We start from the raw sequence: 9,027 nt of genomic DNA on the forward strand, positions 1-9,027 counted from the left end.
GTTAGCTGCTGCCCTTCTTGTCTGTCGTGGGTTTCGCTGTCTTTGGTGCGGTTGGACAAACACACTCTTTGCCAAGTTTTGGCTTGTGGGTCGGCTTGTGCGACTTGGCAATGTGTGTGGCTGTGAAGCGTTGGCTTTGATGTCATTTACTTTCCTATTAGTCTGTTTACAAATTCTAAGGTTTGGTCGTAACCAACTACAATTGTTACAAGTCCGCTTACAAGTGTCACCAAGGCAATAAGTCCTGATAATACTTTGTAAATTAAACTGTCCTTAATGGAATTAACTGTCCTGCTGCTTATAATTCCAAACCAATTCAAGACAAAAATCGGGATGCTTAATACTTCTCTAAACCCTTCACGAAACCAAACAATTGGATTTTTCAAGTTCTTTTGGGTGTCTTGGCTATATTCTTCCAAATAACCGATATATCTTAACAAACAGTCGTCAACCGAATTAACGTCAAAGTCTTTAACGGTTCCGTCTCTGAATTTTGGAATAGTGTTTATTACTATTTGATAATTTGAAACTCTGTAAGTTTGAAATGGAGCGATGTAGTCCATAATACCAAATGTTCCTAAATTGCCTTGTATTTTACTTACGTTCATAGTGAGCCATACATACAACTGTCCATCAAAATCACCTGCTCTGCTCCAACGGTCATAAGTTTCAAAATACTTGTTAGAAAACTCTATGAATTTGTTTCTGTATTCTCCTGCAAAATCAATCTTCTTTACAACTCTTGAATGACGATTATAAACCTGAACAAAGCCAATGATAAACACTGTCAGAATACCTAATATGATTAATGTTGTTATCATTTATGCGTTCTCAATAATTTTAATTTCTTCTTCGGACAAGTCGTAAAGCTGGTAAACCAATTGGTCTATTTGGCTTTCTAAGTCTGTGGTGTTATTATCATTTTTGCGACCTTCTAAAATCTTTTCAACTAACTCAATGAATGGCTTTTGCTCCTTTTCAGAAATATTTTTAATTGGTATTTTTTCAATGTATTGCACTTTGTATTCCAAGTAACCACCCCTGCGACTAATGCTCCATATGTTCATTAAAAAAGCAATGAGTTTTGAGTTCAAAATTGCCAATAGGTAACGACTATTTGATTTAATCAAAAAGCCCGTCATATCAATTACTGCACCTTTTGTTAATGTGAAATTATTGCCCAATGATACGTTTGGGTAGATTATGTATTCAGCATTGTAATCAACAGTTTTGTTTATCTGCTGATATTCATACCAACATTTTGTTTTGGTAACTAAGCCTTCCTTAATAATAGCTCTTTGAGATAACTTGGTTTTCTGTTTTTCAAGATGTGATGATATTTCTGGATATTCATTTATGTCTGCAATTGAATAGTCATCATTATATGGGAAGATGATTTTGTTTGCAGGTTTAATTGGGCTGTATTTTTTGATGTCTCTGCCAAAAACATAAGGTTTTACTATCCTATCATCTTTTAAATCAGTGAGAAAACCTTCATTAAATCCTGTCTTAACTCCAACAATTGGCAGTCCGCAGAAATCTTTAATTGGAACGCTTCCAATTTTTACTTTTTCAATAATGTTTGATATTCTGTTGTCAACAAATTTGTAATCGTTTTGAGTGAAAATTGATTTTGATGTGCTTAATAATTCTGAACTGCTAAGTTTTTCTTTTAGTGAGAAAGTCGGCAGTTCATTTAGGCTATAGTAATTGAACTGGTAGTCATCTTTACTTTTCTTAATTGCAAAGTAAATTAATGGATAAGCTGTTGCACCTTCAAAAACAGGCAGGTCATTGAAATTGATTATTTCGATTACTTCGGTATTGTTAAGAAGAAATTCAATCAAGGGTTTACCATAGCTTGCTTCAAAGAATTTTCCTGATGTAATAAAGTTAATTGCTCCATAGGGCTTTAATAGATTTATGCTGTTTTCATAAAAGAAAACGTAAATATCTGACTTGCCTGAAAAACTTTTAAACTTACTTTGAAAGTAACCGCTTAAATCTTTTACTTCTTCTTGTCTGATATAAGGCGGATTTCCTATAACGCAATCAAAGCCCACAAAATCGCCCTCATCATTCAGTACTTCAGGAAATTCAAAACGCCATTCAAAAGCGTTTTCAAAAATCTTGTTGGCTTTTATTTCTTCAATTTCGGTTTCAAGTTTCTTGGTTTCTTCTGTAAGTTGCGTTACTTTTTTGTTCCAATCGGCTTTTTCCTTTTTGCTCATTTCAAAAAGTTGTCCCTGATTGGTCATTTGATACAAGTCGCCTGAAATCTTTCGCAGCTTTTTTACTTTTGGGTCATTCAACGAAATTTCAATTCTGAAATCCGATTTAATGTCGGCAATCAGTCGTTCCATTTCCCGTTTCTGTTCCTTGCTTTCAGCATTTCGGTAAGTGTCAACAGCTATTCGGTAACTGTCAATTGTCCACTTACTTTTTTTCAAGGCTTGTTTTAAGTCTGCATCAATCGCAAAACGGCTTACCAAAGAGTTTCCGCATTTTATGTTGATGTCAATATTCGGAAGTGTTTCTAATTCTGTTGCGTTCTTGTAATAAGCATTCTTTAAAAGCTCAATCCATAAACGCAAACGGCAAATTTTTACAGAGTTGGAATTGATGTCCACACCGAAAAGGCAGTTTTCAATAATGGTTTGCTTTTCGTGGAATAGGGTTTCTTGTATGCGTTGGCTTTCTTTGTTGGTTGGATTGTATTCAAATAGTTCGCCTTCTTCGTCTGTTACAATCAATTCATCATTTAAAACTTCAACCTGATATTCTTTCAGACGTTTTCCTTTACGGTCTTGCAGAATTTTCAAGTCGTTTTTAACGGCAATCATTTCATTGAGTGCAGAAACTAAAAAGTGTCCTGAACCCACGGCTGGGTCGCAAATTTTAATACTATCAACAATTTTGTTGGCTTCTTTTCGGTCTTCAATTTTGTCGTAAAGTTCTTCAATGTCTTTGCAGTTCCATTTTTTGGTTTCGTTGAATTTCTGCAAAACGGCTTTGCGAATGGTTTCACGGCACATATACATTGTGATGAAACCGGGAGTGAAAAATGAACCGTCTTTGTAGCCGTTTATTTTCTCGAAAATCAATCCGAGAACCGAAGCATTAATCAGTGTTTTGTTGTCTTCCTGAATTTCTTCTCCGCCTTCTGCTCCAAAGTCGTAAGCATCTAAAAACTCAAACAAGTATTGAAGCGTGGAAATATTGCCTGTCCGTTTTTTGCCTTGCTGGTCTTTCAGCACGGTTTGCGAAAAAATCGGAATGGTTTTATCGTCTTTCAGATTGCTGATAAACAAAGTAACCTGTTCAATGTCGGTTGGCTCGAAAAGCGAAGAATTGAGATAAGGCGTTTTTTCAAATGCCTTTTTTACATCTTCGTTTCGCTCGTCATACTTACGAGCCAACACCTGAAAAAACAAACTATTCAGGTCGTCATAGTTCTTGATTTTGTCAAGGTTGAGAAATGAAAATGATTTATCGCCTTTGTGATAAGTGATAAGTTGGGCTTCCAACAACTTCAAAAACAAAATTCTGTTTATCCAAGTAATCGAAAGTTCAAGAGCTACATTAAAAAGTCGTTCCTGTTGTGTGTTGCCGAATTGGTTTGGCTTTTCCAATCGGCTCAATTTATCTAAGCTGTCAAGCTGAATGATGGCATCTTCAAGAATTGTTCCTGTGTGTCGTTCACCTGCTTTGTTTCGTTCAATCAGTTTTTTGCTTCCTTCTTTGGTTTCGGTCAAGCCGATGATGTGTAACAACTCGCTGTAAAAGCGTTTGTCAAGGCTGTTGCTGTCGTTGGTAAAAGGAAGTTTTAAAAGATGCTCAGGCGATAAAAGTTTGAATAACGCAATCAGCGAATTGTCGTCTGCTTTGTCGGTGTTGCGTAACGGTTTTTGAAAGTCCTGAATATTGAAGTAAGTAAATTCAATTTCAGAAGTTATGTCGGCAATAAATGGCTCGGCAATTTGTTTGTAGAAAAAATCTGTTTTTGTGTCTGCTAAACGTCCACCTTCAAAGTCGTTGAATTGTTTTACGAGATTTTTATTTTGAGCAAAAAGTCTGTCGAATAGGGTAGCGTCAAAAATAAACCATTCGTTAATGTTGGTCGCCACCAAATGTTTTACTTCAAGATTTTTATGTGTTATTCTTTCTCGTAAGTAGTAAAGCACTAATTCCTGAAACGCTTTTGCGTTCAGCTTTTTAGTGGTAATCATTTCCGCTTTATTGGTCGGCTTTTTTGCTTCAATGATTACACCAACGGAGCTTTTAGCTGTATTGCCATTATGAATAACAAGGTCGTTTCGACCTTTGGTATTTATAAAATGGTTTGGGTCGTAATAGGTTTTCTTTAAAAAGTCAATGACAAGGTTTTTATGAAACTCTTCGCTTTCTGTGTCATTCGTCCTGTCGAGTAAAGTAATGAGATTAGTCTTGAAACCTTCAATTTCAGTCCTGTTCGGTTTTACTTTTAAAAAGGCTTTGTTCAGTGCCTTTCTTGGTTTCAATTCTTTTAATTCCATCTACAAATTATATTTTCTATTTCAGTCGGTTAAGATAAGTTTTTCGGTCGGAACGGTGTCAGAGCGTTGGCAAAAAAATGGCTTTTTTGTTTTTTTGAGCGTTGGCTCGTGTGTCTGGAAAAACCAAATGTGCCATTTTGTGCGGTTGGCATTTCTGGTCATTTTTCTGTCGGTTAAATGTTTCTCTGTCTGTCGTCATAGGGTTTCCGCTAACGGGCTCGCGGATTTGCGAAGTTCCGAAAGCTCATAGCGGAGCTATGAAAGCCGTAGGAATTTTGCAAATCCGCTGATGTGTTGAAGGTCGAAGCGGAGCGAAGACGCTTTAACACATCAGCGGATGTAATCCGCGAGCCCGATGTGCAAAAGGCGGAGCGAAGCGGAGACTTTTGCACATCGCAGCGCTTGACGAAGTTCCGAGAAAAAAAAGAGAAGACCAAAATTTATTTTGGTATTCCGGTGTTTTTTTTCTTGGGATCTAATTTTGTCAAGTGTTTTGTTGGGCGACGTTAGCCGGAACGGCGAGCGGTGCGAGCCGCAGCCGGCGCAAAGCCCAGGCGTATCTTAGACAAAATTAGGTCAAGCGCTGCGTTGAGCGACATTTGTTTTGGATGGGAGTGTTTGCGCAGCAAAACACGAAGAACAAAACTACGCCGCAGGCGTAATGTCGCTCAACGTTTGGCGGCTTGACGCAGGCAGGGATTTTAGCACTACCGTTGATGCGAAGACCGAACTCCAAATATAGCAAAAAAGTTCAATTGGAAACATTTCGCCCTGCTTGCGTTCAAACCGCTTGTTATGTGGCGTTTTTCTTTTAATATTCTTTATTTAAAGTCTCTTGCCTTAATTTCGCACCAAAAACTTGTTTGAATTTTAGTAGTTTTTCTATGCACCAATTCTTAATCTCGTCTAAAGTTTGTGTATCTGTCCAAATATCGCCATCTCTGTACACTGCAATTCGTGAAGCTCGTTTTGATGGCAATTCCTCAAACTGCAATTTTTCTCCAAATTCTTGTTCTAATTGTATTTTTTGTTGTTCAAAAACTCTAAAAATTTCTTTATTAATTTCTTGACTTGGTGTGTCTATGTAAACTTCTGCCCTAACTTTTGAACCTCTTGCAAACGAACATCCATAGATACAACCTTTTATACCCGAAGTAAAACTATACCAACTTTGAGGTTGTCCTGTTCTTGCATTTGTAAAACGATGTTTTTCTCTCAACTCATCCAGTAGTTTTTGAAAAAATGCTCGGTAAAGTTCGCCTGTTTCTGTTGTTGCTGTATTTCCTCCAGATTTTGTCCATTCGTTTGGAAATGCTTTCAGTTTGAAATTTAATGCAGGTTTTGAGTTGTCTATTTTTATGATGTTTGCTTCAACTGCATAAAATTCTAAATGGTCGTTAGTGTTATTGTTCAACCAATCTATTGCAGAACGATGTTCTTCGGTAATCTCTTGTGCAACCCAAATGATTATTTCTGCTTTGAAAAATGAGGCATAAGTTATGAGTTGCCCTAAATGTTTATGGTCAGTTTTGTAAATCTGATTTTCAATAACAACAACTTTGTTGTTAGAAACTTCTTTTGCCAAAATATCTAACTGAAAGTTACCAGCGTAAACTTCTGTCTGCTCAACTTCTAACTGCAAACCGCCTAAAGCTTCACCCAACTTTTCAATATTTTGAGCAAGCCAAGGTGTGAAATCTCTTTCTTCGTGTTGCCAAATTTGATTCATAGGTACACTTACTATTTCTCCGAATTCTAATTCCATTAGTTGATGTTGTTTATGTAATTTTTAATTTGCACGCTATTTTCAAAAACCTCTGTCGGGCTGTTAAATGGTGGTCTGTCAATGTTTTGAGGACTTAAAAGCTCTCCGTTTTCTATGTCATTTGCAAATGAAATAGTTGAACGAAACTCTCCATTTCCTCTGAAATTTAAAATTACAGCTTGAACACCTGGAATGATTGCTATTTGCAGACCTGTTTCTTCACTTTCGTAAAAGTCGTTTTTATTCAAACGCATTTTTACTTGTTTACCTTTTAGCCAACTTTCAGGACAATAGCCGTTCCACATTTGGTCTAGTTCTTGTGGTTCTGATTGTAATTCTAAATGCTTTGATTTTTTTGTTTGTAAAAACTCAAAATGATAGTTATTCGCAACTGTTTGCTGTATTTTATTTTTGATAAAATCGTTCATTGGTTCATTGTCAAACTGCCAATTATCTTGGGTGTTCATCATACTTCTACTCAAGTTGTCAAATACTTTTTTTAAGGTTTCCTGTAATTTAGTTTCAACAATTTGCTGATATTTTTTGTCAATACGAACAAAATAGTAAGTGTGCCAAAGCTGATTTTTGATGGCTAAATCATCAATAAAATCTTGAAAGCTGCTGTAAGTTTCATCAAGTAAACCATTTGAATGAACTTGAAAAGTTTTGTCAGTGTTCAGAAAAACGGAAACATCAAAACCGAAACCGTCTTTGTAAACACATTGTAAAAGTTCTGCAATTTGATTATTGGTAGAAAACATTATTTTTTGGTTTGTTCGTTAATGAATTTCTGTAAATCTTCGTCCGCTGAAAAGTCATAATTTTTCAGTCCTGCCATTTGTTTAGCTTCTGCAATGTCAAAGCCAATGTTCACATAATCTTTGAAAGTTGCAATTCGTCCAAAAAGGTCAGCTTCTTGGTTGTTCAAAATTTCTAAATGTTCCTTGTCAGTTAGTTCGTCTTTCATTGCAGTATCGTTGTTTTAAAATGCCACATAACGTCCGGCATATTTGCGAAGGCACGGCATTTGAAAACCGTCAGCCGAATATATGCACAAAAGTTGATAGTAGTACAAATGCTCAATAACTTCCTTCAGCCGTGCTTTTGCAAATATGTTTGTTAGCGGCTGTTTTTCTTTGACAAACGTACTGCGTATCATTTATTTTTTATGAGGTAATTCAAATAGGGCAAAAGAAAAAGGCACAAAAGAAAAAACAACCAAATACGTCCAGCAAAAAGATTATAGTCCCGAAAAAGGTATTCCCACGATTTATTTGTCAAGCGTCCTAATGAAAATTCAAAGGCAACTGTCAATAGCACCCAAACAAAGCCAATAAAAAGAGCTTGTTTAGAATTTTGAATGTTTAAAATAGGGAACACAAGCCATACATATATTGAGCAAAGTATTATTAGGGTCACAGTTGACAACTGATGTGCTCGAAATTCACTAAACTGCTTTATAAACACCAATTCTCTTAGTGTTGCGTTGGCAAATGCAAGCACTATCATCGGTAGCCAAAGTAAAAAATGTCTAATTTCCATATTTCGGGAGTTGCCAAGTTAGAAAATGAATTATAATAGCCGCAATTGCTGTTGCAGGTTGCATCCATGAAACATAGCCTATTATTGCCACTTGTACAGCAAGCCAGACAAGAATAATTATACCGCTTATAAAAGCTGCTTTGCGTGCCTTGTGGTTTCGTTTGAATACAAGGATTGCTGCGGTGAAGGTTGAACCCCCAACAGCAATAAAAAGAAATAAACTTGGAATAAAGTAGTTCCGAAAAGGGCTGCCTTTTAGCCATTCTGTTGGAACAGTCTTTGCTCCTGACAATCCGTAATATCCACCGTAAAATGCATTAACTGCGACAAGCAAAAGCAATATGCCTAATGGATAGCGAATACTATTTTCAGGTCGCTTAATATTGCTCATGGTTTAGTTTGTTATTCCTTTTAAACAAAAGGGTAAGCATCAACATAGCCAAAGGCGCTGTAATTCCCCAACTGAAACCAAGAAAGAGCAACTTAGTTGAAAAGGTCGGATAGAAATATACAAATGTAATCAACGGCGTAACAAAAACATTCGCTAAAAAAGAAAGTCTCACCCATTTTTGAAGACCATGCTTCTCAAATACTGGAATGGCTACAAGCATTGCTAAGCCCATGAAAATATATCCCAACGCATCAAAGTCCCAAAACAAAGAATGAGGTGTTTGCTCAAGAAGACGAATTTCATCTGCTTTACCTTTTAGCTTATTAGGAATTACTGTCGCCAATTGGACAACATAATTCGCCGTAACAAATACTGAATAGATAATAGAAAAAATAAGAGCGGCATGGCTCCAAAACTTTTTTGTATCCGGTGTTACATAATGCAGCGCAAGCATTTCAAGAACAAAAGGTATAACGATGCAAAGCGAAGTACTGTAAACTAAAATTTCGTCAAATGGGTAGGGAAGTAAACCGATGACTTGTAGCACCTGAACAATAACGTAAGCCGCTGTTGCTGCAAAGGCAATCAGTCCTGACCAAAAGCCTACTTTATTGATTGTTTTATTCATATGGCTCTTTAAACTTTGGACACTTCTTGTGTTGAAACGCTGTCTCCACAGAATAGCCGCTAACGCAGCGCTTGACGAAGTTCCGAGAAAAAAAAGAGAATACCAAAATAAATTTTGGTATTCCGGTGTTTTTTTTCTTGGGATCTAATTTTGTCAAGTGTTTTGT

The 9,027-nt window shown here is 36.5% G+C and carries 8 protein-coding genes; 1 reads left to right on the forward strand and 7 read right to left on the reverse strand.

Annotated features, from left to right (window positions below; all coding sequences use genetic code 11):
- Nucleotides 1-146: 146 nt before the first annotated feature.
- Nucleotides 147-821 (reverse strand): hypothetical protein, encoded by a 675-nt coding sequence (locus tag LC115_11775; protein MCZ2357342.1) that lies wholly within the window; start codon nucleotides 819-821, stop codon nucleotides 147-149.
- Nucleotides 822-4,535 carry a BREX-1 system adenine-specific DNA-methyltransferase PglX gene (locus LC115_11780; protein ID MCZ2357343.1) on the reverse strand — a complete coding sequence of 1,238 codons (3,714 nt, stop codon included), beginning with the start codon at nucleotides 4,533-4,535 and terminating at the stop codon, nucleotides 822-824.
- A gap of 604 nt (nucleotides 4,536-5,139) precedes the next feature.
- Between LC115_11780 and LC115_11785 the strand changes: the two genes are divergently transcribed.
- The gene (locus tag LC115_11785; protein MCZ2357344.1) at nucleotides 5,140-5,277 is read left to right on the forward strand and encodes a hypothetical protein; all 138 of its coding nucleotides are present in this window, start codon (nucleotides 5,140-5,142) and stop codon (nucleotides 5,275-5,277) included.
- A 69-nt stretch (nucleotides 5,278-5,346) separates the two neighbouring features.
- On the opposite strand, the gene LC115_11790 is transcribed toward LC115_11785, so the two are convergent.
- The 5 genes from LC115_11790 to LC115_11810 form a co-directional block, all read right to left on the reverse strand.
- Nucleotides 5,347-6,300 carry a DUF4268 domain-containing protein gene (locus tag LC115_11790; protein ID MCZ2357345.1) on the reverse strand — a complete coding sequence of 318 codons (954 nt, stop codon included), beginning with the start codon at nucleotides 6,298-6,300 and terminating at the stop codon, nucleotides 5,347-5,349.
- Nucleotides 6,300-7,061 carry a hypothetical protein gene (locus tag LC115_11795; protein ID MCZ2357346.1) on the reverse strand — a complete coding sequence of 254 codons (762 nt, stop codon included), beginning with the start codon at nucleotides 7,059-7,061 and terminating at the stop codon, nucleotides 6,300-6,302. Before LC115_11795 ends, LC115_11790 begins: the two co-directional genes overlap by 1 nt.
- Entirely contained in the window at nucleotides 7,061-7,267 is a 207-nt protein-coding gene (locus tag LC115_11800) for a hypothetical protein (protein ID MCZ2357347.1), read from the reverse strand. Before LC115_11800 ends, LC115_11795 begins: the two co-directional genes overlap by 1 nt.
- A gap of 564 nt (nucleotides 7,268-7,831) precedes the next feature.
- Nucleotides 7,832-8,233, reverse strand: coding sequence for a hypothetical protein (locus LC115_11805; GenBank protein MCZ2357348.1), 402 nt, complete (start codon nucleotides 8,231-8,233; stop codon nucleotides 7,832-7,834).
- Nucleotides 8,220-8,861 carry a hypothetical protein gene (locus LC115_11810; GenBank protein ID MCZ2357349.1) on the reverse strand — a complete coding sequence of 214 codons (642 nt, stop codon included), beginning with the start codon at nucleotides 8,859-8,861 and terminating at the stop codon, nucleotides 8,220-8,222. The genes LC115_11805 and LC115_11810 overlap by 14 nt, the downstream gene beginning before the upstream one ends.
- Nucleotides 8,862-9,027: the final 166 nt, after the last annotated feature.

It is taken from the genome of Bacteroidia bacterium, from assembly GCA_026932145.1.
In the GTDB taxonomy this organism is placed as follows: Bacteria; Bacteroidota; Bacteroidia; order J057; family JAIXKT01; genus JAIXKT01.